We start from the raw sequence: 23,400 nt of genomic DNA on the forward strand, positions 1-23,400 counted from the left end.
CTCATCTCATGCGTAATCCCTCATTTCTTCATACATCGAATATGACTTTCACTTTCAGCTATTGAGGAATTTGTATGAGCCTTTTACTCATGAGACGTTTCTGGATCGGCGTATTGCTTCCTGTGATTATTGAATGGGTTTCTATGACAGGTGCTATCCGGCTGTGGTGGCTCTGGCTACCCGTCAGTGCTCCCCTGCTTATCTGGGCTCTTTTCGCTTACAGGAAGAACCGGAAAGAAGAGGCTGATAGCAACGACTGGCGGCGTCAGCAATGGGACGCTAAAATCACTACCGAAAAATTTGAGTTTTGCGGCCAGGTATACACCTTTGAGGAAACATTCTCAGGCACGGTCATCAGCTACAACCCGAACAATGACACTATCTGGGTAAAAACAGATGACGGAGCAGAAACACAAATCTCTGCGCATGGTTTACCTTTCCGAAGCTCACACCGTATTAAAAAATACGCATTTCATTGCTACCATGAACATAATGCCTATACATCATTTCACGATGCACTGATTGTTAATACAACCACCAAAGAGCGACAAATTAACCTCCCCAGAAGATGTTTTGTTGTATTTGGGCCAAGTACAATTACGCTGCTTCTGGGTCCAGGATTTCAATTTACTGCTGCAAGCTATAGTTCTGCTATGTCTATCCCTAGTTTTTTCCCTGCTACTTTTATCATCCTTAACATTATTGCTACCGTTTCAATTCTCATTTTCGTATTCGATTTTGACAATATCGAATTATGGCACACCTATTTATTAGCAACGCTAGGCTGTCATATCTTGATAAGGTGGTTGAATGCCAGAATTGACAAATTTGAGCTCGCGTTCAGTCATCTTGTTAGTTCATTCAAATTAAAAAATTAATTAATAATAAACCCCAAGGTATATATTAATGAAAAGAATTATCATCACTGTATTGGTATCACTTTCTCTGGTCGGATGTTCATCCAGTGGTAATCAGTCATTAAAGAACGAAACGCATGAAAGTGTGAAAACTAAATTGGTCAAAGGAAAAACAACAAAACAGGATGTCTTAGCGTCGTTTGGCGAGCCCGATAACCATATGGTGAAAGACGGTGAAGACCGATGGTTCTACTCCATGTATAACAATCAGATGAAAGCGGCCTCGTTTATCCCCATTGTTGGCATGTTCACTGGCGGTCATGATATGCAACTGAAATCCCTCTTCATCACGTTTAAAGGTGAAAAGGTCAGCTCCTATGAATTCAATGCCGGTGCCAGCGAAACTAAAAACGGTGTCTTTTAAATTCAGCAATATTCAGAATGAGAGCCATGATGAATAAAAAATTATCTTTAGGTTTACTGGTGCTGTCATTTTTCCTTACCGGCTGTGACAGCGAACCATCAGATGCTGACGTATCTAAGGCAATGCAATCTTTTACTGAAGAGATGAACAAAGGCGCACCATCTGAATCAGCGAGGGTAACCTTTAACTCCGCTAAGAAAATCGCCTGTAAAGAGAAAGACAGCGACGGGGTTACAAATGCACGGTCGAATACAGTGCAAAAATTCCGTTTCTGGGTGAAAGAACATCAACTATGGAGATTAAATTCTTTAAATTTGAAGGAAAATGGAAAGTCTCGCCGTCGAAATAACCTATAAGTCATAAGCAACATCAGGGAAAGCATCAGCCCGTAGTTTCATCGCTACGGGCTTTTTTCATCACATCCTGCCACCACTCTTCCTGACACAGCGATAGCACATAACCAAACCTAACCTGACAGTCCGTTCTGTGCCAAGAGCGGATGTTTCTATCAGAATATATAACTCTTTAATCTTCACTTTCACCAACCGCTGATAAAGTAATATCTGGGTATGATTCAAACTCTCCTTCCCAATCTTTATCGCCTGGAATCTTTTTCATTTCTCGCCAATATTTTACATCAAGAGTATCTTTTTCATTTTTTTTAGGAGAAAAAGTTTGCGGAATGCAATGTCTTGGATGATCTGACAGATTCTTATCTAAGTTAGCACGATCAAAATCCACTTCATTTATTTTTGAAGCAACTTCCACAAGTAAAATTAGCGACATTAACGCCGAGTGAGATTCTTCATATGAGGGTGTTAATCCCTTATGGATAAAGTCATTCCGGGCAAACCGCGCTTTACTTAAAAACGAATAACCATCCTCACATAAATATTTGTTTTGAAAGAGAATTTCAATTTTATGTGCTGAGTTCCATTGTTGTGATTCAATAAATTTTCGTCTCTTATGAATATTAACAGATTTTGCATCTTCGACTATTGTTCCTTTCCAAACGAACTCCAATATTTGCTCTATGCTAATCCAAGCGTGCGCTAATGCCTCGCACAATTGGTGTTGTTTATAATATGTAAATGCACCGATAAATAGTGAGGGAGATAACGTTGGTAGTTTGGACAAAACCTTATGTCCATAGTCATATGCTGATATGATCTTATCAGCACTTATAATCTCAGGTTCGAGCAATCTGATAGAAGCCAATGAGCCTGCATCACACTCTCCAATTGCATGATGGAAATTAGCATTACTGCTGTGAGTGGAGTAATGACGGTAGTAACCTGTAACATTCATTATTCCCCTTGACACATCTAAAGGCACGATTGATTCGACATAAACCCCACCGATAAATATAGAAGCTAGAATTCTATTAACTTCTTCAACAACTAAATTATCATTTTTAAATTCTTCAATATATGGAAATATTAAGCTTCCGTCGAATCCCAAACATGCTGGCATTGGTTTAGGTAAATGTGCATTGAAGAACCTGCTTGTTCTGTGAAGTTTCACGTAGTCATATGTGGAATTATTTATCTCCTCTAAGCTAGGACTCCATACATCAGCATCATCACGAGATATTAGCCTGAATGGTTTGAAATTTGCGATCAAAATTGGAATGTTAATTTCGTTCATATGCTTTCTCGATGATTTAATAAAGCTTGTTATTTCTCTTACCTTTCAGCAGCACCCTGCAACAGCCAATTCCTATAGTTCTATCAACTCCATATTAGCAGTTACAAATGAGCCTAACCAAAAGAAAAATCGATAAATAGGGCTATTATTCTCCATAGTCTCCATGTGCAACATCCCTGTATATAAACAATCCATAATCCTATTATTTATATGAATTTATCCCTGTGCGAAAGAATTTAAACCTCCATTATCTGCCCCTAACGGAGTGCTAACAGTCCTGATGCTTGATTTCTAGATCAGAGATCGCTGTCTCTCTTATTTTTTTCAAGGCTGTTTCAATAGCTGATTTTATTCTATAGCCATAATCATCTGGATCTTCATAATCTAATGGGGAAGGATCAAAACCAATATTTCCAATTAATCTCTCTAAGATTACAGTTACGTCAGCATTTAAAAGAATTGCTTTTGTTATTAAAATTTCAGTTAGAGATGTCATTGCAATACTTAATTTTTGTTGTAGTTATCTGTTTTTACTCTGAATATCTTCATCATTCATTGCTTTATCAATATCCGCTTGAGCTTGTTGTATTTCTTTATAAAACTGCTTTTCTTGCGCCTCATTAAAATATGGTTGGTGACTGCTAGCTATCCACCCAGGAGTCATATGAAGCTCAATTATATGAAACTCATTATCTGCCCATTTTTTAATCGCGAGCAATTGTGCATAGACAAATTCATACATATCATATTTTTTTTGCCAGACCTGCTGAGAAATCCATAATTCGGAAGTTATCTTTTTCTCTATATCTTTAATGGTAGTGGTGTTTATAGATAACTGTTCCCGCAGTGTTTCATAGTTGGAATTAGTTGCTGATATTTTAGCCTTTTCAGTAACAATCGAAACCAGAAAACTCATTATTAGAGCTGCGACAATGACGGCGAGGCTTAACAAAATCATTTCTGCTGTAGAGAAATTGGACGATTGTAATGCCTTAATAAGTTCAAATAATTGCTTTTCTGTAAGCATTGCTTATTCCCAAACACTAAAAAACATTCCTTATGAATCAATAGATTACACTAGACCCTGCATGATTAAAATAAAAAATCAACAATCAATATATATCTATTGAAATCATATGGATAGGCTTTTTATGGCGAGATGGATCCGTCACATGTAATGGTTCGAAGCTGCGCATCTGACTGTTAACGGCATGCTAGTCTAGAAGACGTTCAGCCACCGTCCGCTTCTCGCTCATGGCTGCCCTTCAACCTTACTGGAACGATATGAGCTTCCACGGACATTAACTTTCTCGCCAGTAAGTCTCTCAACAATCTCAATTGCGTCTGGATCACCATGCCAAGCCATGCAACTTAAACAATCGCCACCACAGTCAAGATTCAGAGTTTCTGGTGTTTTGCTCATCGGTTGGCTGCAGGTCTGGCAGTTTTTTACTTTCACTGGAATGACATCCTGTTTAGGTTTTCAGTTCTATATTGCTTAACATAACATGGTTAAAACCGCTCTTCGCTCAAACCAGACTGCCATACTTGATTGTGTTCTGCCTACGAAACCGGTCAACTCAAGTCCGAGCTAATACACAATTTAAATTACAGTCTCCATCAAGGGACGCATGAGCCCGTAGTTTCAACGCTACGGGCTTTTTCATCACATCCTACAACTACTCTTCCTGACGTTCGTTGAAGCTCTTATCAGCTTATTGGCGTCATACTTCTTTTTCTCATGAACGTAAATTCTTTCAGTTCTTCCACCGTTATCGATAATGAAACTGATGATGGAGTGGAAGACTTTATTCAGACGGGGTTTATCAATCAAATCATCACTGATTTTTTCGATATGGGTATAGTAAGAGAGAAGCAAAAAGCTCAGCACTACTTCTCGGTTTGAAAACGTAAGATTTTCTATATCTTGCTGGTATTTAATGTAAAACCCTGCACAAAAAAGATAAGACTGCTCGGTGATTTCTGCTTCTGAAAATCCAGATTCATTGAGCTTATCAACGAATCTGTCCAGCAACAGCAGATACCTTTCCATCAAACTCATGTTTATTTTTTTCATAGCTATGCATCCTTGCATTTACATTATTATTAATTGTCATCCTGACAATTAAATGAATATCATAATATTTAACCATGTCAATAGCTAAAATCTATCGATTTATATTAAAGGAATTTTTTAGGTAAAGGATTATTAAGTTCTTCTGCCGCTATTTTTTTAAGGTGAGCATTGTATATCGGTGTAGCGCAGAGGCCTGCCGCGTCGCGTCATCGCTGATCCAGACTGTCAGCGAACCCCGTTGCCGGAGTGCGTTGTTATAGGTTTTCCAATTGGTGATTCTGAACTTCTGCTTTGCCACGGTTCGCCACGCTCTGTCAGGATTGAGTGCGATCTGATCCTGTTTCCCGCAGAAAGTTCGATTTACTCAACAAAGCCGTAGTATAGTTGCTATCAGCTTTTAGGCTTTTTTCTGCTGGATTTCATGCACCTAAAATGATGATTTAAAACTCAAATTCATCTGTTGGTATAAGTGTTGGGACATTTATGAGCGAAAAAGAAAATTATCTTTTGAATCATAGAAATACTCATAAATTCGATTCCTGCTGGGGACACCATTACACCCTCTTACACGCTCTCCAAAAGTCTAAAAAGCCCTTAAAAAACAACAAATATACTCAATTCATTGTCTTAGTTAATACCATAAAATCTTGTAGAAGCTATACACACTCAATGGCGGCAACACGTTTCTTTACTGATCGATAAGAAAGGGTTCGCGCTATCGGTTTTCGGGTACTGAGCAGAGGGAAGAGGCTAATTCCGAAAGAACTGAAAGTGCTTGCGAGCTATTACCCACTGGTTTTCCCCAGCCGAAATGACATCAGAAAGCCAATGAGCGATGCCGCGATTAATAAAGTGATCAAAATGCTGGGTTATCATGGCAGGCTTACGGGGCATGGTTTCCGGCATACCATAAGCACCATTTTTGCATGAGCACGGATTTAACAGCGCATGGATTGAAACCCAGCTTGCGCATGTTGATAAAAACTCGATTAGAGGTACCTACAACCATGCGCAATATCTGACTAGCCGAAAAGAAATGTTAGAATGGTATAGCGAACAAATTCTGGTATAAATACCAGAATTTGTTATTTCGTTTCATACAAAATTTTTAATCCAATTTATAACCGATGAATACCACGTATCACTTTTGTTCCAGTCGATAGTCATAGCAGCAAGAATAATTTGTATTATTACAAGAACGAAAACCATGGCAGAGTATCGTTTATTATATTTTATATTACTAACTTGTATTCTATTATTAGACAATGTGTATATTTCCCCACTAACCTCCTTAAGATTTTCAACCCTTGACATCTGATAAGATATAATATTACTTATGTTTTTTCTGAATGATTCTGGCATATTAAATAAAAAAAATCTCCGCGAAGATTTAAACCAAGCCAATATCATATGTAATTGATATGATATATCATATAAACTTTCATAAACTTTCTCGACCGATTGTTTTCTGTTGTGTAACTTAGCACTATTCAAATAACCACTAATCAAATCTATTTTTTTACTCATCAGCAATACTGGAATAATCGATAAATACCCATTTAAATTAGAGATAACCCCTGCATTATTCACTCTCTGAGCAACCTTCATGTAAATATAATCCACCCCAGAAACGTTAAGATACCGATTCTCAATAAATACATCCTCAGAATTATCACTCAATTGTGAATTAATGAATTTATTTCGCTTGGGAAATAAAACATGATGTTCGTCCTGATGGTTTTCCGAAAAAACACTATCATCAAAGTAGGGTGATACTTGATCCGCATACATATCTAAAACACAATACATATCACTTTCTTTCTTTTTAATGCCAATTTCATTAAATAGATGTTTAATTAATTCATTTGCAGATGATTTCACGTTTATTATATTCCGTCTTATGATTGAGTCAGCATGATGCCAATAATCCATCATAGAAATGCTGTGACATTTTCTTGAAAAGACATTGAAACTCTCAAACTCGACGAAATAATTCATTTTTGGCACACTGATGCTACTAACTAAGTCAGTGACCTGACTATTGCATGAGATATAAAAAGTCAAGAAAGACAAACCAGTAGAATATTTTGTCAGTGTAATATTTATGCTACTAAAAAAATCATTGGGTGTATATACAGAAAACAAATCATCCATGATCGTATCTTGGTTAATTCTAATAAAACCAACATTAGCCCAGCCGTTATCTTGATCGAAAGACTTAGAGACAATATGGCTCCCATTAGAGCTGGACATAAAAACAGAGTGTTTATTTTGCCATCGCCTTAAATACAAGAGTTCTTCACTACTCAAAAAAACAGAAAAAGATATCCCCTGCCAATAAAATGGAGACTCAAACAGTGAGGCTAATTTTATGTGATTATCCTCCTGTTTTTTATTAGTTATATAATCACTTTTAGAATTGTATTCTTTTGCGTAGCAACCAATAATTTTTGGAAAGACAAACGGGATCTTATATGCAAGATCGAGAATTACCTGCGTGTACTTATCTTTATTTACCATCATAACCATCACCATTTCAGAGCTAAATTCGGTTAGGAGACACATATAGTTGATAGCTATTAGAACTTCGCTCTATTTTTTAAACAAAATATTTTTATTTGCAACAATACTTTTTAACTCATCCAAACGAGATATATCAAAATTGTATCCCAAAATAATACAATCAATCACATCATCAGAATGGGTGCAAACTTTGTATCTGTCGTTCTCGCATTCCGATAACTCGTCATGAATGAAACGAACTTCATCTTCATACTTCCAACAAAATGACTTCCTAAATATAATATCAAGAGCAACATCCATATTATCAGTAAACACAGAAAGTAAATCTATTGGAGAGTCATCATATATTACGTCGCCATAACGTCTTAATCTAATGTCCTGAAGCAAGGATTCATATTTATATCTGATACAATACCCGGTATGGCTATTAGCATAGTGAGACCATAGTAAATGATTTGTCGCATTCTTTGAAAAGCAACATACAAAACTACGATGAAGATATTCCAACACATATTGAAGAACAAGGTTTATTGGATGCTCTTCAATTTTTCCAGCATCAACTAATCTTTGAGCATTTTTTATATGTTTCAATGCAATATTATTTATGTGTTCATCACTAATTATTCCCATTAACTTAAGATAGCTCGCGCTAGTTTTTTCTTTTATGAAATTTAGCATTGACGAACCTGTCATTAAATTTATTGGTACATTTAAAGAACAATCAAAAGGATCGTTAAAATTTTGTCCTACGGAAAACCATAGTTGCCTATTAGCAATAGCATTTAAATGATTTGAGGTCATTTCCCGATACTTATACAAGTACGACATTTCAACTTTCTCCAATTAATTGAAATGATAAAAAAATATCAATAGATTACATTCTATACATTTTGTAAAGGAGGTAAAACAACGAAAAGAAAAAAATGTAAAAAGCACCAAAATCGGCGCTACACCGCACCCGCCTGCGGTTTTCGGATCATAAAAATTTTTCAGTTTTCTTTTTCTACAAACCAACCCGCCCAGCCCGCGCCATTACAGGGATCGTGCGCTTCATCACCAACTAAAATCATTAAAACGAATTACAGTTTTTTCGTGTTGGGTGCTGCTGAAACCAGCAAAAACTACGCTATTTCTTTGACTTAAAACATGATGTAATTTTTCGTGCTACAAACTACGATGTCGTACCAACATCTGTACGTCTTTGTTGGTACAGCACCGAGCCAAGAGGAAATAGTGGTGTGATCGCCAGCGGCAGGGAGTGAAGCAATCGGCAATATGCAGGCGTTTGAGGGTTTCCTGCATAAGAAAGGCACTTATCGTCGTCGGGTTGGGCCAGGAAAGTTATCGACGAGCCTAGTTTCGAAATCAGGGTGAACGTCGACAATTTTAATCTTAAAATCAGGAAAATTATCAACAATTTCCCATTTCCCTGGGCGGTTAGCGAATGCGGTGACTTCCTGCACTCTTAGGTGCTCGCGCGAGTCGACAATCTGCACTCTATAGTCTGGAAACGAATCAACAATTTGAATTCTTCCATAAACCTTAGACACATCGACGGCAAGGGAAAATGGAGAAAAAAGAACCGCGCAACAAACCAGCGTTAAACCTAAATACCTCATACTTATTTCCTTGATTTATATGTATTCCTGAAAATCATTTGATGGTACTTACCTGATTTTGTCAATATGGGGGGCATACTCACACGACGTTCATCTCACGATACAGAGGGTTATATGGAATGGCGCAATATCACGCTGCGTTTGGCTACGCCGCAAGATGAAGCGTTCCTGTTTAAGCTTCGCCGCGCAACGATGGATGAGCATCTTCACAGGGCAGGCGTTATTGCTGATGATTCGGCGCATTGGCAGCGAATCAAATATCATTATAACGACGCTTATATTGTGCTGATGGGATCTGAACGTATTGGGTTATTCAAACAGCACAAAGGTGCCAACGAGTGGACCATTATACAAATCCAGATTTTGCCAGCCTATCAGGGACAAGGTATCGCGGCGTGGCTATTACAGACATTCCTGCGGCAGGCAGATGAAGCCAACGTCCCCGTCACTCTGAGTGTTTTGAAAGGCAACAGAGCAATAACGCTCTACCAACGCGTAGGTTTTAAGGTCGTTGATAGTGCTGGTGGTGCAGTAAAGATGAAACGCAGCAGAAAAGATCGTCTGTAGAACATCAACAACAATGTGAATGACAAAGAATATATACGCACAACCATGAATAACCTTATAATATCAAAAGGATTTATTCACTATTTGTAAGGAATGCGTGTTTATTATGAAACGGAGTTATATAAAAAGCGTCGTTTTACCTTTTCTTTTTCTCTCCAGCGCGGCACATGCGCAAGACTTCCCCACTTTTGTGACAGATTTCACCAAGGTGTTGCAAAAAAGTAAACTATCACAAAAAGACTATAACCAATTTATTGAACTCACTGATTCCTATTTTATTCCCGCTAGCTATGGTGTAAACATAGCGAAAAAAGATAAAATAAGTTATAAAAACAATGAAATAATGCCAAAACTGGAATCTGACGCCAGCTTTATCTTCAATGGTTCAAATGGAAAAGCGGCCTTTATTTCATTTCTGCAAGAAATAAAAAACCTCCCTCCGTCAGAAAAATATTTTGAAAAATCCTACACGGATGCAGGATCGGTCTTCGTCATGAATTACTATACGCTGTCATCAGGCACTATTAATATCCAGATGGACATCGTGTCTCCTCCTGACCTCAAAGAAATTGTCATCAATATACTTAACGAAAGGGAATCTGAACTTAGACAAGAAGCAGGCGAAGGCGCTTATATTTACCAATTCAAAAAAATAAATGAGACCTATAAGATGGTCAGTGCCAACGCCTATTCATCTTCAGATAAACGAATCTGCATGTCCTGCTAACGTGATTTCAATGGAATTGAAAATGATAAAAGTCATAATAAAATCTCTATTATTGATAATGCTTTCATCACACTATGTTAATGCAAATAATCTTGTATGTCGTAGCCCTCTCGTCATTCAATCGTTAATCAAAGAAGATCAAGAGAAAGCACAACCCATCAGAGACCGCGTGTCTTTAGAGACAATTAAAAAAATTGAATTTGAATACGACATCATTATCACAAAACTTAAAACAAAAAATAACCTAAGCTGCTTTGGCAAAGCCAAGATAAAAATCCCATCCGATGTGTCAAATTTTTTAAAGTACTATCCTATTCTGGAGAATGGAGATCCTAAAGCAAAAAGCGTTTACCTTCTCAATACCCCCCCCCACAAAAAAAGCGATGAATACATCGTATTAGACCGTGTTTATTATAATGTCCATATTGCTGATAATCAGCAAGAAACCAATATTATGTATCCACACGATGAGTCAGTCTCACGCACACTTTATGGCTTGGCCTGGTTACAAGAAAATGCGGCAAGGCTGGAAGAACAATCACCACGTTTTAAATATATTAAAGCCATTGTCGAATTCAGAGAGGCTGATAGTGCGCTCAATATTTACTGGAGTAGCCTGCCCGATTATATTAAAGGGCAACTGAAAGAGGATGCACGGCAGTGGATAAAAAACAAAAATAAACAATGTGGTGCAATAGAAACTATCGCGAATAACAACCGCTCAATGGAAGATCAGGCAAAAATTTATACCTGCCAACAGCAGATGACGAGGGAAAGGCTGGTGCAGCTTGGATTGGCTGAAAACAAGGACAAGAAATGAAACAGCTCCTCTATGTTATGATTGGAATTATCCTTACTTGTACGTCAGCGTATGCAAAGGACGACTTTCAATGCAGCGATCCCAACGCGGTTGAAGCCGTTAAAAAAACGTTTGCCGACCGTGCAAAAGAAATGTTCTATAAGTCCCCTTCTCAGTCTGTTGATACTGTAAACGTGATTTACTCTAAAATATCAACGCAGCCACGCTGGGGAAAAGCATTCTCGTGTAGTTTGCGGGCTGAAATTCCCGTTAGCCAGGAGGTCATCGACATCATTCTTAATAAAGATGAATTTTTGTATACAAAAGATGAAATGGGTAAAATTAGCAATAACATTTTTACTAAAACAGGTGAAAGCAAAGATAATAGATTCAGCGATAACAAAATCGTCATTCCATCTTTTGCCTACGACCTCAGTATGCTTGAAAAGGAAATAAAAGTAGAAAAAAAATCCTATGATGCCCTATCCAGAGCAATTTATGCCGTAGCCTGGCTCAGTGAAAATGCCGAAAAAATCACAAAAACCGCACAAGAGAAAACGCTTGAAAGTGAAAAGGAACAATATCTTTTCTTTTTCACCGATGTATATGGAATATTGGAAGACGCGCCTGAAGACATAAAGAGTAAATTCCATGCTTCTCAAGCAACATGGGTTAAAGAAAGAAATAAAAAATGCGGCAATGCCGAATCCTTAGAGACGAATAATCTTTCACTTAAAGAGCAGATTCATGCTTATCGCTGCCATAATGCAACGATGAGTGAACAAATATCCAGTTTAAATCCAGACGAAGGGTGATAGTCACACCGATATTGCTTCAGGCTATTGCCTGCTATCTTAGCAATGGCCTGAATATAAACCTCTCGCCCAGTTTACCCTACTTGGCCCAGCCAAATCGTCAGCGAATCAGCTATCACTCGGCTGTACAGGGCGCTCAAGGTAGGTGGACAGCACAATTTTTCGTATCGCGCCGAAACCGCTTGACCCGTTCATGCGCGGCAGGAGCGAAAAGCGCGACCTTTTCCCCTAATTCTGCATAGCTCAGCGTGGCATCTTCAACCAGTTCCCTTAATAAAAAATACCTCAATGGTATACCGACGTGATGCCCCCCTGAAGAACGACGGAAGTGCAGTCATGGTTTATTTTAGGAAACGAACACCAAGATAATGCCAAGAAATAACTGCATGATAGAATAGCTAAACTGGCATCTAGGATCGTTCCAAAAGCCGATACCTCAACCGGTTGGTGCCAGTTGAAAAATAGGGAGGAGGGTAACGGGGAACACCTTTGTCAAAGTTGAACAATTTACGGAAATGGCTCAGTCTCGACGAGTCAGCGAAATACCTCGAAAGAAAAATTAATGAGCAAGTGGCCATAACAGATATTCTGCGATTTGCTCTGGATGGGCATCTGATTTTATCAGTAAACCTACAGTCACCTAAAATCGCCAAAAAGGTTGAAATAAAAAGAGTAAAAATGGCTGAAACCGCTACGAGTGCGGAAGTGTATGTGCGTGAAAACTGGGGGGTGTATATCGGTGAATCATTCTCTCCAGATCGTGAAATAGACTTTGCTATCGCAACAAGCAATGAGATAACAAGCCTGAGTGGGGTCCAAGACACGCCACTGTTAGGTATTGAGCGCTTATTTGCTGAAGAACAATACTGTAAGAGCCTTGGACTCCCCAAGCCATCAAGAAAGCAAGACCTCATTCGAGGTGTAACCATCTCTGCTGGCCCATCAGGTCTTTACCAACTACAGCATTTTATCGACGTTGACGATGAGATTGAGGAGCTTAACCAAGCCGCGGAAGCCGCCGGGGATGCCAATCATCCCGCGTTCGATAGCATTATCGAAATATTCAAAAATCTCAGCACGATTAGCATGTGGGATGCTGATGCCCACATGAGGTATATACCCGCGCCATCCGTGCCAGATGATATCTATTTTGTTGCCCGAACGGCCAACCTGGATAAGTTAGTTGAGGTGCTCAATGCAACTCCAGTAACAAAAACACCAAAACAGTCAAAGAAAACTGAGAATGCTCAAGCCAAGTTTATTAAAAATCTACTCACTGTGATGTATGGCGCAGATGTCGCTGAACATCCAAGAAAACATATCGATGGAAAGATGGCACAAATTAGAACCGATCTGGAGGCAAAAAGCCTTTACTGTCCTAGCGGAGTCACCATCGAAAACTGGCTGTCTGACATAGAATAAATCGTAATATTGCACTTTCTCTTTGTAAGATTACCCCACCAGAGACCTAGCATTGACACAATTCTCCTGTAGACCGCAACCCCCTACAGGAGATAGTAAATGACTCACCCCTTGATACTTCGTTCCCCTCAACTCACTGCCCCTATCGGGAGCGTCAGCGATATCCATACTGAGGTCCGTGAATCGCAGGAACAGGGGACAGGCAAGTGAAGGAAGGGATCGAAGTAAAGCTGACCATGCTCCGTGGAATTATTGACCTAATGACCAGTTGCGACGATTCAACCGAACTTGAAACCCTCCGCAATGTTGCCTTAACGGCGCTTGTGATCGTGGACGACATCAATGATGAATATTGCCGTGAACAGTTCGACGAGAAGCGAACAAAAAGCTAAGAACGTCACAGTATAAACAATATTATTTCCTTGCCACATGACTGGAATAAAAAGACGCGTCTTATATTTTCCTGAACGAACTATGCATGCAGAATTCAATGATATAAATGGTAGTGTAATTAGGTTCGCATCATTCCAAGGACAGATCGCCCCTGATTATTATAAAAATCAATGTAAATATTTCCATATATCGAAAATCTCTCGACAGGAAATAAGAAAACAGAGAGAGGTATGTCTGACCATACCTCTCTTATGATAATTATTTCGACGCCGTTAGACTCGCCGCTGTAAATTCTGGATAACCAGCCGGTCGGCCATTATTCAGGTTAGTCAGGAAATTACTGTCTTTAAGCGGAATCGAAGCGGAACCATAATCAAATGCATTTAATTGGTTACGCAGCACTTCGTTACTGATACCGTCACCCGACATCGCATACCAGCTGACAATATCCGGCGTGACAAAGTTGCCGTAAGGGTTTTCTGCCTGTTCATTCGTTTTGGCAAACCGGAAAGCGTGCGTTAAGGCACCGTCTTTGTGGTACACGAATTTTAGGCGGCCGCCCTGCTTATCGATATTCGCTGCGGTTTCCGTCGTCAGTTTACCGTGCGCACTGAAGCTGCCGTGCGTTACCGCGCCGTTTTTAGTCCAGATGGCAACATGCTCCCAGTCATGTCGATGACCCGTATTCAAACCACCCAACACTTGATCTTTTAAGAAATAGAGCGCATAGAAGCTACCACAATAGCGAGCACCACCGGAATCAACACAGGCGTATCGATGCAATGTATTTGACGAGTCGAGAAAGTTACTCCATCGGCACCCGCCAGTCAGACTTCCTGTCGGCTTCAAGCCACCATTTTGTACCCCGCCTCGGCTAACCCCGGCACTGGGCAAACAGCCATCACTGTCGAAATCAAATACTGGCGCAATCGCAAGCGCATTAATGCCTGACGGTAGCGCTTGATCCAACTTAGAGAAATTATCCGCATGCGCAGAAAAAGCGACACATAATATGGATGTCGCCATGATCGTTTTCTTTCCTGAAAGCATTTTCACTCCTTTAGCAGAAAATAGCCCTTTTATGGACTCGTACCCTTGCAGTTACAATGAAGATAAAACGCAATATTGATAAAAAATGAAGGCGGGATTATTTTTAACAAGAAAGGAGTGGAAATAAAAATCATTTATTTCCAACAATGAACACCAATATATTTAGCCTGCAAAATAATGCAGGTAATTTATATATTAAAAATCGCTAACGATCCTAACCGTTAGAATCTTTACTCACCAACTACACCATAACGCTGGCTTGCCGCATCAAAACGATATTCCAGCAGAATATCGCCTCCGCCGTGGGAATAGCAGTTCAACATGATGCTGCGATTATCTCCGCCATTTTCAATATTCATATAAACCGGAGTCATGAAAAAGCCAAACTGGCATTGTTGAAAATCAGGCTGAAGAAGCTGATCGACATTGCCGCTCTTCTTATTAATTGCCTTGATTCCCTCAACGACCATTCCTGTATCACTGTTCTGATACACGCCGACGAAACTGTGAGTCGCTGTTTGTCCCCAGAACGGAATATCGACCTGCCCTTCGACCTTAGCGGGCTGCTCGCTATCGTCAAAGGATGCCACGCGCCGTAAGCTAACATCATAACGCGTCTTTCCGTTTGACCACTCGCCGCGCAGTTCTTCCCCCACCTCGGTCAATTTAAACGGGCAGTGCGTCATATCGCTGCCGGACTTAACGCCCTGAACAATATATTTATCATAGTCCTGCGGGGTATGGATTTCGCAGATTTCAAGCGACGTTTCCGAGAGCCGTCCATACAGAGGGATCGGCGCTCTGTATTTATCGTAAAAGTAGCTCCCAAGCAGATTCTTATCCTGGTCAATACTGTATTTCTGCAATGAAAAATGCACCGGATAAGGCCCAATGTGACCTTCGTAATTGCTCACGACATACCAGCCAGCTTGCGCTCCCCATGTTGCCGTCCACAGTCCACAGGCTATTAAGGTTGATACCGCTGCTCTCATACATTCACCTTGTCTACCCGTCATACTTCAAGCTGCTTATACGTTGGTTTGTCTGCAACTCGCGTTGTGTTTTTAGTGTGTCAATCATGAAGCCGAAGCCTTCAAAAACAGCTTAACGTATCAGGCTAATCATGGTGGCAGCAGGGGCAGATTTCTACCTCAGACACCGTAATGGCTGTTGTGCCTTCGCAATCCCATTCGACACGTACGGGCTGCGCTTCTCGCCCTGAGTGGTGCAAATATTTCTCGACTGGGCTTTCCGTCATCCCGGTAATCACCTCTGTGGCGATGAGCTCACCACCAACAAAAACGCGGGCGGTTGCCTGTGAGGCTTCACGCACTTCGCCGGCTTGCTGATACAAATAGTTAACCGTCAGTTTAATACTGGGCATAGCACTTCTTAACAGAGGGAAAAACAGGAAAACCAGTGTATCGCGTTACCCCGCGCTTGTAGAGCACATATGGGGTAAGAGTTATCACTGCATCACGCTAATACCCTGATAGTTTTCTATTTTTTAAAAATGGAGAAGTTTGGTCACATAAGCTCGCACGATTGGTAATCAAAAAGTTAAATCTTATGCCTTTTGGATATTAATGAAGCAGAAAAAACAGCCGATACCTTTTACGATAGGGTGTTTTTTAATGCAATTGCATTTTGCATAAATAGTGTTTGGCATAAATACTGTTTTACATTAACTGTGTTCTCACTGAACCATTTCGTTAATGTCATATTGTTGAATGATAGGAAATTATCCCCAGCAGACTGATCCCTCTTCCAAGGAAGATAATTATTCTGCTTGTGTTGGTGACCTCAAATTCAACGATTGTGGTATTAACGTATGTGGTTTTAACACACTGAAGTAACTCACTGGTAAAAACCATTACCAGCATTAAATAGCTATAAGAAGGAGTTATACTGTGGTGATTCCAGATATTCAACTCGTGAATGCAACTACCCCGGCAACCATGCCTCCGATTGGCGCGGCGGCTAACCCGACTGTGGTTGCAGCTATCAGCCCGGGGAATAAAACCGACACATCAACAAATTCCGACTCGCAAAATATGCCGGGCTCGAACGAGAGCACCAAAGTCACGCTGTCTTCTCAAAAGAAGCGTGCCGCTGAAGAGAAAGATGCTCCTCCACCTGAACAGATTAAGGCACAGCAGAAAGCCGCTACCGAATACTCGCTGGCGATGACGGGTATTCCCTTGTACAACGGCAAGCTTATTTCCGTGGTTAAGTACCCGGATGGTAATTCTGAAATGTTCGATGCCTTTACCGGACAGCGCATCACACAAGAAGATCTGGCACTCATGGGCGCACTTCATAGTTCCGGTGGTGAACAGGTATTACATTTTGAGAGCAAAACTTCATATAGCAATTTGTCTGCCGCCGAAGTTTATCAGCAGATTCAGGAAATGCTGCATGGTTCAGGCGATCAAGAAGAGCTGGCTTAATAAAAAATAGATGCCAAGACAACTATATTCATTGCCCTGGCATTAAAGAAAGATATAACGCTATCTTAATAATGTAATATGACTACTTGATGGAAACTGGCCGATTAACGAGTCTCAATGAGCGTTTCTGAAAACTCAGCTAATCTTGTCAGACCATATTCCCAGGGACCAAATCCCGCTTCTGCATTAATGTGCCCCGCCTCACCGACATCAACCAGTTCACTGTCCCACGCATGCGCCCAATATTGGGCGCGAGTGAAACTCATCAGCGGATCGTTATGACTGGCAAATGTCAGCGTCGGAACCGACAGCGGTGCAGCCTGAATACGATCGTCAATCTCAAAGCGCATCGGCTCAGCAGGGGCTACCAGCATCACACCAGCAATTCCCTCCTGACCTTGCTGCACCACATGACAGGAAGCCAGTGCGCCAAAGCTATGGCCGATCAGAACCACGGGCTGTGTACAGACGCTAAGCTCACGACGGATCGCCAACACCCAGCGATCCAGATCGGCCTGATACCATTCCCGCTGGCGTATACGGTGCCAGTGAGGGAAACGCCGTTCCCAATGGCTTTGCCAGTGTTCGTCATCGCTGTCCCGCAATCCTGGCACCAGCACCATCGTTAGCTGCTGGCTCACTTCCGTTAGCCGCCGATCGATTTCTGTTGTCTGCATCCGCCCTTAACACTCCTGTCAGTTACCCGTGCCCCTTCTGTCTGGTATATCAGCCACCGATTACTTTAACAATCTGGCCTTGCAGCTTTTTCCTTTGATTTTGCCTTTCTGGAGCTGCTGCAACGCACGCTTAGCGCTGGCTTTACGGATTGCCACATAAGCATGCATCGGGAACATATCAATTTTCCCCACTTCCGCTGCCGTTAATCCTGCATCGCCGGTTAACGCCCCGAGGATATCGCCGGGACGGATTTTGGCTTTTCTGCCACCATCAATGCACAGCGTCATCATCTCAGGTTCGAGCGCAACCTCACCACTGCGGCTAACTTCGTCCGCCGGTGTCCATTTAATGCGCATACCGAGATAGTCTTCAATCAGATTAGCGCGGTTCATTTCCTGTGGTGTACACAGGCTCACCGCCAGACCTTTCGTACCGGCGCGGCCCGTTCTGCCAATGCGGTGAACGTGAACTTCAGGGTCGAAAGCCAGCTCAAAATTCACCACCAGCTCCAACTCTTTGATATCGAGGCCACGAGCCGCAACATCGGTTGCCACCAGCACACGGCAGCTACGGTTAGCAAAACGCACCAGAACCTGATCGCGATCGCGTTGTTCCAGATCGCCATGCAGCGCGGATACGCTAATCCCGCGCATGTCCAGCGCATCAAATACGCTCTGGCAATCACGCTTCGTGTTACAGAACACCACGCAGGACGAAGGCTGATAATGGCCCAAAATGGCAATCAACAGCGGCAGGCGCTGATCTTTCGTTGTCTCATAGAAGCGTTGTTCAATGGCCGACTCTTCCACACCATCTGCAATCTCGAAACGTTGCGGCTGACGCTGAACGCGTGCGCTGATCTGTTCGATCTCTTCTGGGTACGTAGCGGAAAATAACAGGGTTTGACGATCGGACGGCGTGTAGGAAATCACATCATCAATCGCATCAGTAAAGCCCATGTCCAGCATGCGATCCGCTTCATCCAGCACCAGCACTTTCAGGCTATCCAGAGACAGCGACTGCTTGCGTAAATGGTCCTGAATACGTCCCGGAGTCCCAACAACAATATGCGGAGCATGAACCAGCGAATCGAGCTGCTGGCCCATCGGCTGACCACCGCACAGTGTCAGAATCTTAATGTTTTGTGCAAAACGCGCCAAACGACGCAGCTCTTTGCTGACCTGATCGGCCAGTTCACGCGTCGGACACAGCACCAATGCCTGCGTGGTAAAGTCGCTCACGACAATACGATCCAGCAACCCAATGCCGAATGCCGCCGTTTTACCGCTACCGGTTTTCGCCTTGGCCCGCACGTCTGCGCCGCTCAGAACGGCTGGCAGCGTCGCTGCCTGGACGGGCGTCATGTCGGTATAGCCCAGTTCATTAAGATTGGATAACTGCTCTGCGGGCAGCGCGAGGGAGGAAAAAGAGGTTGTACTCACAATGATTACTCTACCAAGGACGAGATAACGAAAGGTGACGCCGCGCTAAAAAGCGGCGCAGATATGCCGCAATGATAGCAGAGTTCGTCATCATTGACCGATTTACCTCCCGTTCTGCGACTAAAACAGTGAGGCAAATCCTTTGTTCACCAGAAAGCCTTGTCCTTCAGGAGATAAAAGATAGTTCGCCAGCAGCCGCGCCTCACGTCGTGCAGGTTTCATAACAGCCAGCATGTATTCGGCATCAATACGATAGGGATCGGGTAACTGAACCACATGCAGATCCGGTTGATTGAGCAATAACGGCAGATAGCTGGCATAGCCAATGTGCATATCGCTCTTCCCAGTCCGAATCAGGTAACTTCCCGCCGTCATGCCCGCCGGAATGGCATGATCGAGCCCGCCGCCCACCAGCGGTTTCGCTTTATCGCGCAACTGATTTCCCAAGCCTCGATGCAGACGTTCGATGCGATCAAAGAGCTCAAACGCATAGTCCCCACCGGGATCGCTGCCGGGCGTTGAGGTTGAAAGCACAAAACGTGGATCAAGGAGCGCCATCAGCCAGGATTGCGTGGTGAGTTCCGGCACGTTGCGCATCACAATACAAAGGTGGTTGCGCGTAAACACGCTGGTTTCTTCCGCCAGCCCCAGCGCTTTCAAGCGTAAAGGATGCGCACAGTTTGCCGAGGCGAAAATATCCACCGCGTCACCGTGCATCACTTTTTCACTCAGTAGCCCCGCCGGACCGAAAGTCGGCATCACGTCCACCGCATAACGTTCGCTGAACGTCGCCAACAGCGGAGCAAATGCAAGGCGCAGGCTACCCGCCGCATACAGGCGAAGGGGATCGGTCATGGTGACTCCGTCATGGTCAATATCGGTATCAGCGCATAATACGGCTGTGGCGCGATGTCCACGCACACCTGCCGCATCGGAATACCATACAGCTGTGACAGGTTATCCTCCGTCACAACCTCATCACAGCGGCCATAAAGATAGTGTTGATTGCCCATCAGCAGTAGCGCCCGATCGGCAATGGCCAGCGCATGCGAGGGATCGTGCGTAGTGAGCAGGATGCTCAAGCGCTGCGTTTTAGCCAGATGCGTCAATAACCGCAGCACCTGCGCCTGATTTTGCACATCAAGTGCCGCCGTCGGTTCGTCCAGAATCAGCGTCTGACACTCAGAAGCTAACGCACGCGCGATTAAGACCAGCTGTCGCTGCCCGCCGGACAACGCGCTAAACTCACAATCGGCAAGGGAGGCGATTCCCAGCATAGTTAGCGCATTCTGCGCTACGGTGATGTCATGCGCAGAAGGCATGGCAAACAGCCGAACGCGTGCCGCACGCCCCATCAGCACCATATCCAGAACGCTATAAGAAAACGGCGGTGTGAATATCTGCGGCACAAAGCCAATGTGTCCATCGCGCTGGATCGTCCCGGAAAGCGGTGATAAGTGCCCCATCAGCGTATTCAGCAGCGTCGTTTTCCCTCTGCCATTCGCGCCTAGAATCGCCGTAACTTCCCCTTCCCGACAGCACAAATTCAGCGGTGAAAAAAAGCCCTGCCCCCGTTGGTAGCCATATACCAGTTCTTCTGTCGATAACCTGATGGCTGGCATGCTAACGTCCTCGACTCTGCCGCTGTGTTTTATACAGCAGCACGGCAAAAAGTGGCGCACCAAGTAGCGCCGTCAGAATACCCAACGGGATTTCCGCTTCACTGAGATTGCGCGCCAGATCGTCCACCAGCACCATGAAGCCTCCACCCAGCCACAGTGACACTGGCAGAAGGCGACGATGATCGGCCCCTACCAGCATGCGTGCGACATGAGGAATCACCAGCCCAATCCAGCCAATACTGCCGCTGACCGCCACCTGCGCGGCGACTATCGCGGCACATAAGCTCAAAATCAGCCAACGCAAGGGCTGTACGGCGACACCTAGCGCACGCGCGTCCTGCTCGCCCATCGACAACACGTTGATGTGCCAACGCAGCCGCAGCAGTAATCCGCCAGCAATGATTAACGGCACCGCCATGGTCATCAGCGAGTTCCAGTGTGCGGTGGCAAAGCTGCCTAACAACCAGAAAACGATGCTCGGCAACTTCTCTTCGGTGTCCGCCAGATATTGCATCAGGCTGACCAACGCACCGAAGAAGCCGCTGAGGATGACACCCGCCAGAATCAGGATCAGCACGTTCTGTTTGCCGAATGCGGCGGCCATCATGAAAATTAGCAAGAGCGCCAGAATGCCGAACGTAAACGAAGACAGCAGCAAAAGCAGCGGCGTCCAGCTTAATAGAATCGCCAGCGTGCCGCCGAAAGCCGCGCCGGCAGACACACCGATGATATGCGGATCGACCAGCGGGTTACGGAAAACGCCTTGCAGCGTGGCCCCGCTCAGCGCCAGCGCCGCGCCTGCACACCAGGCTAATAACACGCGGGGTAAGCGCACGCTCCACACCACTTGCCGTTCAATATCGCCAAGCAGCGGTTTTTTTCCAAACAGCAGATCGTTGCCAGACAGCGGTTCGGCAAGTATCTGGACGATGCGCCACGGGGATAAGCTAAAACGCCCTATCCCCAGTGAGCACACGGCGATCAACAGCGTGACCACCACCACCGTGAGCAGCGTGATCCGGTAGGTGCGATACCTCATTGCGCCGCGGAGGCGTCCACACGGTAGTCCATACGATAGAAGCGTTGGTAATACGCATCGGCGGCTTTTTGCATATCGATATCGGCGAAGCGTTCAGGGTACAGCTTTTTCGCCATCCACAGTTCGCCAATCGCTAACGCTTCCGGCATCGGGTAACCCCAGGCTTTGGCGTATTCCGGCATCAGATACACGCGATGCTGTTTCACCGCCTCAATCGCCTGCCAGGCCGGATCGTTGACGATCTGCTTCACTACATCTGGGTAACGATCCTGTACGAAAATTACCTCTGGATTCCAGGCCAGCACATTTTCAATCGACACCTGTTTGAAGCCTTTTATCGATGCCGCCGCCACATTCAGCGCCCCTGCATACGACATCATCAGGCCGGTATATTTCCCTGAACCGTAGGTTGTCAGGTCTGGGTTAGCCATATACACGCGGATTCGCTTTTCTTCTGGGATAGACTCCAGACGCGCACTCACGTTTTGCCGCTGCGTAAACGTATAGTCGATCAGCGCTTCCGCCTGTTTCTGACGCTCAACGACGTCACCAATCAGCCGAATCCCTGCCTTAAGCCCTTCGTTATACGCCGTGTTTTCATCACCCATCGTAGGATTGATTTTGTCGGCTTCTCCAGGCTGATCCTGACGCAGCGAGATCGCCACGACCGAAATACCCGTTCGCTCAATCTGCGCAATCATTTCCGGCGGCGCATAGTTAGCGACAAAAACCACCTGCGGCGACAGCTTCAGCAGGCTTTCAATATTGACCTGCGTGAGATCGCCCGGCATTGGCAAATCCACCAGACGCGGAGCCAGCCGCACATAATGCTCGCCCAGCTGTTTCTTCCAACTGGACAGCACACCCACGACGCTCTCTTGTGCATCCAATTGCACCAGCAGGTTTAAGGTTTGATGCTGCAACACCACCACGCGATTAACGTGGTCGGGAATCGTGACATTGCGCCCGAGTTGGTCGGTCACCTGACGCGCCGCCCAAGCGTTAGAAAACACCAAAAACAGCCCAGCAACCCACAGCGTGTAGCCAAATTTCTTTATCATGTTGGTATCCTGATTTTCGCTATATATAAAATGATACAGCGATAGCGACAAAGAAAATACTGATCTCGCTCATAATAATATTTGGATACCAACTTGGAGGTAGAGAAGTCCGAGTGACGCTCTATTCCAAATAACAACAGGATTATTTACCCGCGCAAATCAGAAAGTGCCCGTTCAATAGACTATTA

At 43.7% G+C, this 23,400-nt stretch carries 27 protein-coding genes and 2 pseudogenes; 11 read left to right on the top strand and 18 right to left on the bottom strand.

The genetic code is table 11. The annotated features are described in order from the left end of the window. Window positions 1–74: 74 nt before the first annotated feature. From QWJ20_RS15625 to QWJ20_RS15635, 3 genes are read left to right on the top strand one after another with little or no spacing between them, the layout of a single operon-like run. Window positions 75–878 (top strand): hypothetical protein, encoded by an 804-nt coding sequence (locus QWJ20_RS15625; RefSeq protein WP_433992941.1) that lies wholly within the window; start codon window positions 75–77, stop codon window positions 876–878. A gap of 28 nt (window positions 879–906) precedes the next feature. Next, a complete protein-coding gene (locus tag QWJ20_RS15630; protein ID WP_433992942.1) occupies window positions 907–1,281 on the top strand; it encodes a hypothetical protein in 375 nt (124 codons plus the stop codon). A 26-nt stretch (window positions 1,282–1,307) separates the two neighbouring features. Continuing rightward, window positions 1,308–1,637, top strand: a complete 330-nt coding sequence (locus QWJ20_RS15635) for a hypothetical protein (protein ID WP_433992943.1) — start codon at window positions 1,308–1,310, stop codon at window positions 1,635–1,637. A 169-nt stretch (window positions 1,638–1,806) separates the two neighbouring features. On the opposite strand, the gene QWJ20_RS15640 is transcribed toward QWJ20_RS15635, so the two are convergent. The 5 genes and pseudogenes from QWJ20_RS15640 to QWJ20_RS15660 all read right to left on the bottom strand — a co-directional run. Continuing rightward, a complete protein-coding gene (locus tag QWJ20_RS15640; RefSeq protein WP_433992944.1) occupies window positions 1,807–2,928 on the bottom strand; it encodes a hypothetical protein in 1,122 nt (373 codons plus the stop codon). Between the two features lie 268 nt (window positions 2,929–3,196). Then, window positions 3,197–3,424: a hypothetical protein gene (locus tag QWJ20_RS15645; protein ID WP_433992945.1), complete on the bottom strand. Its 228-nt coding sequence runs from the start codon at window positions 3,422–3,424 to the stop codon at window positions 3,197–3,199. Between the two features lie 24 nt (window positions 3,425–3,448). Next, entirely contained in the window at window positions 3,449–3,955 is a 507-nt protein-coding gene (locus tag QWJ20_RS15650) for a hypothetical protein (RefSeq protein WP_433992946.1), read from the bottom strand. A gap of 639 nt (window positions 3,956–4,594) precedes the next feature. Further along, window positions 4,595–5,005: a hypothetical protein gene (locus QWJ20_RS15655; RefSeq protein WP_433992947.1), complete on the bottom strand. Its 411-nt coding sequence runs from the start codon at window positions 5,003–5,005 to the stop codon at window positions 4,595–4,597. Window positions 5,006–5,176: 171 nt separating this feature from the next. Next, window positions 5,177–5,303, bottom strand: a pseudogene (locus tag QWJ20_RS15660) (IS5/IS1182 family transposase); the annotation flags it as partial. A 461-nt stretch (window positions 5,304–5,764) separates the two neighbouring features. On the opposite strand from QWJ20_RS15660, the pseudogene QWJ20_RS15665 reads away from it, so the two are divergent. Beyond that, window positions 5,765–6,077 (top strand): annotated as a pseudogene (locus tag QWJ20_RS15665) (tyrosine-type recombinase/integrase); the annotation flags it as partial. Between the two features lie 23 nt (window positions 6,078–6,100). On the opposite strand, the gene QWJ20_RS15670 reads toward QWJ20_RS15665, so the two are convergent. The 3 genes from QWJ20_RS15670 to QWJ20_RS15680 form a co-directional block, all read right to left on the bottom strand. Next, window positions 6,101–7,528 carry a hypothetical protein gene (locus tag QWJ20_RS15670; protein ID WP_433992948.1) on the bottom strand — a complete coding sequence of 476 codons (1,428 nt, stop codon included), beginning with the start codon at window positions 7,526–7,528 and terminating at the stop codon, window positions 6,101–6,103. A gap of 69 nt (window positions 7,529–7,597) precedes the next feature. After that, a complete protein-coding gene (locus tag QWJ20_RS15675) occupies window positions 7,598–8,329 on the bottom strand; it encodes a DUF2971 domain-containing protein (protein ID WP_433992949.1) in 732 nt (243 codons plus the stop codon). Window positions 8,330–8,841: 512 nt separating this feature from the next. Continuing rightward, window positions 8,842–9,147, bottom strand: coding sequence for a hypothetical protein (locus QWJ20_RS15680; RefSeq protein ID WP_433992950.1), 306 nt, complete (start codon window positions 9,145–9,147; stop codon window positions 8,842–8,844). A gap of 114 nt (window positions 9,148–9,261) precedes the next feature. Here QWJ20_RS15680 and QWJ20_RS15685 point away from each other — a divergent pair, with 114 nt between their 5' ends. The 4 genes from QWJ20_RS15685 (at window position 9,262) to QWJ20_RS15700 (ending at window position 12,055) form a co-directional block, all read left to right on the top strand. Next, entirely contained in the window at window positions 9,262–9,714 is a 453-nt protein-coding gene (locus tag QWJ20_RS15685; protein WP_433992951.1) for a GNAT family N-acetyltransferase, read from the top strand. Window positions 9,715–9,820: 106 nt separating this feature from the next. Continuing rightward, complete coding sequence (locus QWJ20_RS15690) at window positions 9,821–10,441, top strand: hypothetical protein (protein ID WP_433992952.1); 621 nt, start codon at window positions 9,821–9,823, stop codon at window positions 10,439–10,441. 22 nt (window positions 10,442–10,463) lie between these two features. Then, a complete protein-coding gene (locus QWJ20_RS15695; protein ID WP_433992953.1) occupies window positions 10,464–11,261 on the top strand; it encodes a lysozyme inhibitor LprI family protein in 798 nt (265 codons plus the stop codon). Then, entirely contained in the window at window positions 11,258–12,055 is a 798-nt protein-coding gene (locus QWJ20_RS15700) for a hypothetical protein (protein ID WP_433992954.1), read from the top strand. Before QWJ20_RS15695 ends, QWJ20_RS15700 begins: the two co-directional genes overlap by 4 nt. Before the next feature lie 136 nt (window positions 12,056–12,191). Here the strand turns inward: QWJ20_RS15700 and QWJ20_RS15705 are convergent, their stop codons facing one another. Then, window positions 12,192–12,344 carry an AsnC family transcriptional regulator gene (locus QWJ20_RS15705; RefSeq protein WP_433992955.1) on the bottom strand — a complete coding sequence of 51 codons (153 nt, stop codon included), beginning with the start codon at window positions 12,342–12,344 and terminating at the stop codon, window positions 12,192–12,194. Window positions 12,345–12,544: 200 nt separating this feature from the next. Between QWJ20_RS15705 and QWJ20_RS15710 the strand changes: the two genes are divergently transcribed. Together QWJ20_RS15710 and QWJ20_RS15715 are read left to right on the top strand one after the other, a co-directional pair. Further along, a complete protein-coding gene (locus QWJ20_RS15710) occupies window positions 12,545–13,477 on the top strand; it encodes a hypothetical protein (RefSeq protein ID WP_433992956.1) in 933 nt (310 codons plus the stop codon). Between the two features lie 206 nt (window positions 13,478–13,683). Then, complete coding sequence (locus tag QWJ20_RS15715) at window positions 13,684–13,869, top strand: hypothetical protein (RefSeq protein ID WP_095700099.1); 186 nt, start codon at window positions 13,684–13,686, stop codon at window positions 13,867–13,869. Window positions 13,870–14,128: 259 nt separating this feature from the next. On the opposite strand, the gene QWJ20_RS15720 is transcribed toward QWJ20_RS15715, so the two are convergent. The 3 genes from QWJ20_RS15720 to QWJ20_RS15730 all read right to left on the bottom strand — a co-directional run bounded on the left by QWJ20_RS15720 (window position 14,129) and on the right by QWJ20_RS15730 (window position 16,304). Beyond that, a complete protein-coding gene (locus QWJ20_RS15720; RefSeq protein ID WP_433992957.1) occupies window positions 14,129–14,920 on the bottom strand; it encodes an NPP1 family protein in 792 nt (263 codons plus the stop codon). 230 nt (window positions 14,921–15,150) lie between these two features. Continuing rightward, window positions 15,151–15,912: a hypothetical protein gene (locus QWJ20_RS15725; protein WP_323635869.1), complete on the bottom strand. Its 762-nt coding sequence runs from the start codon at window positions 15,910–15,912 to the stop codon at window positions 15,151–15,153. A 125-nt stretch (window positions 15,913–16,037) separates the two neighbouring features. Further along, a complete protein-coding gene (locus QWJ20_RS15730; RefSeq protein ID WP_433992958.1) occupies window positions 16,038–16,304 on the bottom strand; it encodes a hypothetical protein in 267 nt (88 codons plus the stop codon). A gap of 526 nt (window positions 16,305–16,830) precedes the next feature. Here QWJ20_RS15730 and QWJ20_RS15735 point away from each other — a divergent pair. Further along, the gene (locus tag QWJ20_RS15735) at window positions 16,831–17,370 is read left to right on the top strand and encodes a hypothetical protein (RefSeq protein ID WP_109411427.1); all 540 of its coding nucleotides are present in this window, start codon (window positions 16,831–16,833) and stop codon (window positions 17,368–17,370) included. Window positions 17,371–17,474: 104 nt separating this feature from the next. On the opposite strand, the gene QWJ20_RS15740 is transcribed toward QWJ20_RS15735, so the two are convergent. The 6 genes from QWJ20_RS15740 to QWJ20_RS15765 all read right to left on the bottom strand — a co-directional run bounded on the left by QWJ20_RS15740 (window position 17,475) and on the right by QWJ20_RS15765 (window position 23,212). Further along, complete coding sequence (locus QWJ20_RS15740; RefSeq protein ID WP_433992959.1) at window positions 17,475–18,047, bottom strand: alpha/beta hydrolase; 573 nt, start codon at window positions 18,045–18,047, stop codon at window positions 17,475–17,477. A 60-nt stretch (window positions 18,048–18,107) separates the two neighbouring features. Beyond that, window positions 18,108–19,490: an ATP-dependent RNA helicase DbpA gene (dbpA, locus tag QWJ20_RS15745; protein ID WP_433992960.1), complete on the bottom strand. Its 1,383-nt coding sequence runs from the start codon at window positions 19,488–19,490 to the stop codon at window positions 18,108–18,110. A 120-nt stretch (window positions 19,491–19,610) separates the two neighbouring features. Continuing rightward, complete coding sequence (locus QWJ20_RS15750) at window positions 19,611–20,345, bottom strand: molybdate ABC transporter substrate-binding protein (RefSeq protein WP_433992961.1); 735 nt, start codon at window positions 20,343–20,345, stop codon at window positions 19,611–19,613. Next, window positions 20,342–21,112, bottom strand: coding sequence for an ABC transporter ATP-binding protein (locus QWJ20_RS15755; protein ID WP_433992962.1), 771 nt, complete (start codon window positions 21,110–21,112; stop codon window positions 20,342–20,344). The genes QWJ20_RS15750 and QWJ20_RS15755 overlap by 4 nt, the downstream gene beginning before the upstream one ends. A 1-nt stretch (window position 21,113) precedes the next feature. Beyond that, a complete protein-coding gene (locus tag QWJ20_RS15760; RefSeq protein WP_433992963.1) occupies window positions 21,114–22,151 on the bottom strand; it encodes a FecCD family ABC transporter permease in 1,038 nt (345 codons plus the stop codon). Then, on the bottom strand, window positions 22,148–23,212 hold the full coding sequence (locus tag QWJ20_RS15765; RefSeq protein WP_433992964.1) for an ABC transporter substrate-binding protein: 1,065 nt from the start codon (window positions 23,210–23,212) through the stop codon (window positions 22,148–22,150). Before QWJ20_RS15765 ends, QWJ20_RS15760 begins: the two co-directional genes overlap by 4 nt. Window positions 23,213–23,400: the final 188 nt, after the last annotated feature.

It is taken from the genome of Pectobacterium sp. S5 (assembly GCF_051707265.1).
Taxonomy (GTDB): domain Bacteria; phylum Pseudomonadota; class Gammaproteobacteria; order Enterobacterales; family Enterobacteriaceae; genus Pectobacterium; species Pectobacterium polare.

What these genes read in the sequence shown, in the direction of transcription:
- QWJ20_RS15760 (WP_433992963.1), bottom strand. Translation starts at nt 22,151, where the DNA reads ATGAGGTATCGCACCTACCGGATCACGCTGCTCACGGTGGTGGTGGTC.
- QWJ20_RS15640 (WP_433992944.1), bottom strand. Translation starts at nt 2,928, where the DNA reads ATGAACGAAATTAACATTCCAATTTTGATCGCAAATTTCAAACCATTC.
- QWJ20_RS15675 (WP_433992949.1), bottom strand. Translation starts at nt 8,329, where the DNA reads ATGACCTCAAATCATTTAAATGCTATTGCTAATAGGCAACTATGGTTT.
- QWJ20_RS15755 (WP_433992962.1), bottom strand. Translation starts at nt 21,112, where the DNA reads ATGCCAGCCATCAGGTTATCGACAGAAGAACTGGTATATGGCTACCAA.
- QWJ20_RS15680 (WP_433992950.1), bottom strand. Translation starts at nt 9,147, where the DNA reads ATGAGGTATTTAGGTTTAACGCTGGTTTGTTGCGCGGTTCTTTTTTCT.
- QWJ20_RS15655 (WP_433992947.1), bottom strand. Translation starts at nt 5,005, where the DNA reads ATGAAAAAAATAAACATGAGTTTGATGGAAAGGTATCTGCTGTTGCTG.
- QWJ20_RS15765 (WP_433992964.1), bottom strand. Translation starts at nt 23,212, where the DNA reads ATGATAAAGAAATTTGGCTACACGCTGTGGGTTGCTGGGCTGTTTTTG.
- QWJ20_RS15670 (WP_433992948.1), bottom strand. Translation starts at nt 7,528, where the DNA reads ATGATGGTAAATAAAGATAAGTACACGCAGGTAATTCTCGATCTTGCA.
- QWJ20_RS15695 (WP_433992953.1), top strand. Translation starts at nt 10,464, where the DNA reads ATGATAAAAGTCATAATAAAATCTCTATTATTGATAATGCTTTCATCA.
- QWJ20_RS15690 (WP_433992952.1), top strand. Translation starts at nt 9,821, where the DNA reads ATGAAACGGAGTTATATAAAAAGCGTCGTTTTACCTTTTCTTTTTCTC.
- QWJ20_RS15720 (WP_433992957.1), bottom strand. Translation starts at nt 14,920, where the DNA reads ATGCTTTCAGGAAAGAAAACGATCATGGCGACATCCATATTATGTGTC.
- QWJ20_RS15685 (WP_433992951.1), top strand. Translation starts at nt 9,262, where the DNA reads ATGGAATGGCGCAATATCACGCTGCGTTTGGCTACGCCGCAAGATGAA.
- QWJ20_RS15730 (WP_433992958.1), bottom strand. Translation starts at nt 16,304, where the DNA reads ATGCCCAGTATTAAACTGACGGTTAACTATTTGTATCAGCAAGCCGGC.
- QWJ20_RS15750 (WP_433992961.1), bottom strand. Translation starts at nt 20,345, where the DNA reads ATGACCGATCCCCTTCGCCTGTATGCGGCGGGTAGCCTGCGCCTTGCA.
- QWJ20_RS15650 (WP_433992946.1), bottom strand. Translation starts at nt 3,955, where the DNA reads ATGCTTACAGAAAAGCAATTATTTGAACTTATTAAGGCATTACAATCG.
- QWJ20_RS15645 (WP_433992945.1), bottom strand. Translation starts at nt 3,424, where the DNA reads ATGACATCTCTAACTGAAATTTTAATAACAAAAGCAATTCTTTTAAAT.
- QWJ20_RS15635 (WP_433992943.1), top strand. Translation starts at nt 1,308, where the DNA reads ATGATGAATAAAAAATTATCTTTAGGTTTACTGGTGCTGTCATTTTTC.
- QWJ20_RS15700 (WP_433992954.1), top strand. Translation starts at nt 11,258, where the DNA reads ATGAAACAGCTCCTCTATGTTATGATTGGAATTATCCTTACTTGTACG.
- QWJ20_RS15630 (WP_433992942.1), top strand. Translation starts at nt 907, where the DNA reads ATGAAAAGAATTATCATCACTGTATTGGTATCACTTTCTCTGGTCGGA.
- QWJ20_RS15725 (WP_323635869.1), bottom strand. Translation starts at nt 15,912, where the DNA reads ATGAGAGCAGCGGTATCAACCTTAATAGCCTGTGGACTGTGGACGGCA.
- QWJ20_RS15740 (WP_433992959.1), bottom strand. Translation starts at nt 18,047, where the DNA reads ATGCAGACAACAGAAATCGATCGGCGGCTAACGGAAGTGAGCCAGCAG.
- QWJ20_RS15625 (WP_433992941.1), top strand. Translation starts at nt 75, where the DNA reads ATGAGCCTTTTACTCATGAGACGTTTCTGGATCGGCGTATTGCTTCCT.